At 77.8% G+C, this 830-nt stretch carries 1 protein-coding gene; it reads right to left on the bottom strand.

The window, feature by feature from the left end:
- Positions 1–830 (bottom strand): non-ribosomal peptide synthetase (locus G9H71_RS22895; protein WP_166285035.1); only part of this gene is annotated, 830 nt, incomplete at both ends.

Below are 830 nucleotides of genomic sequence, written 5' to 3'. Positions count from 1 at the left end.
AGACGATGCTGTCGCCGCCGAGGTCGAAGAAGCTGTCGTCGGCGCCGACCTCCGGGAGCCGCAGCACCTCGGCGAACAGCGCGCACAGCACGCGCTCGCGCTCCGTGCGCGGCGCCCGGCCGCAGGCCTTGGCGCTGAAGTCGGGGGCGGGCAGGGCGGCGCGGTCGAGCTTGCCGTTGCTCGTCACGGGCAGCGCGTCGAGCAGCACGACGGCGGCAGGGACCATGTGGTCGGGCAGGGCCGCGCCGACGTGGGCGCGCAGCAGCGCGGGCAGCTCGACGCGGCGGCCGGCGTCCGTGCCGGGCGTGGGGACGGCGTACCCGACCAGGCGCTTGTCGCCCGGGCGCTCGCCCTGCACGACGACAGCCGCGTGGGCGACGTCCGGGTGGGACGCGAGGGCCGCGCGCACCTCGCCGAGCTCGATGCGGAAGCCGCGGACCTTGACCTGCTCGTCGACCCGGCCGAGGTAGTGCAGGCTGCCGTCGGCGTCCCAGCGGGCGACGTCGCCGGTGCGGTACATCCGGGCGCCGGCGCCCGTGAACGGGTCGGCCACGAAGCGCGCCGCGGTCAGCCCGGGCCGGCGCAGGTAGCCGCGGGTGACGCCCGCGCCGGAGAGGTACACCTCGCCGGCCGTGCCGGGCGGCACCGGGCGCAGCGCGGCGTCGAGCAGGCGTACCTGCGTGTCCTTCACGGGGCGGCCGATCGGCGGCGTGCCGCCCGGGGTGAGCGGGTCGCTCATCGTCGCGGCGACCGTCGCCTCGGTCGGGCCGTAGGCGTTGACCATCCGGCGGCCGGGGGCCCAGGCCTCGACCAGCTCGGCCGAGCAGGCG

The organism is Motilibacter deserti, from assembly GCF_011250635.1.
GTDB lineage: Bacteria > Actinomycetota > Actinomycetes > Motilibacterales > Motilibacteraceae > Motilibacter_A > Motilibacter_A deserti.
The sequence above is the reverse complement of the archived record's forward strand: the minus strand, read 5'-3'. Positions and strand labels throughout refer to the sequence as shown.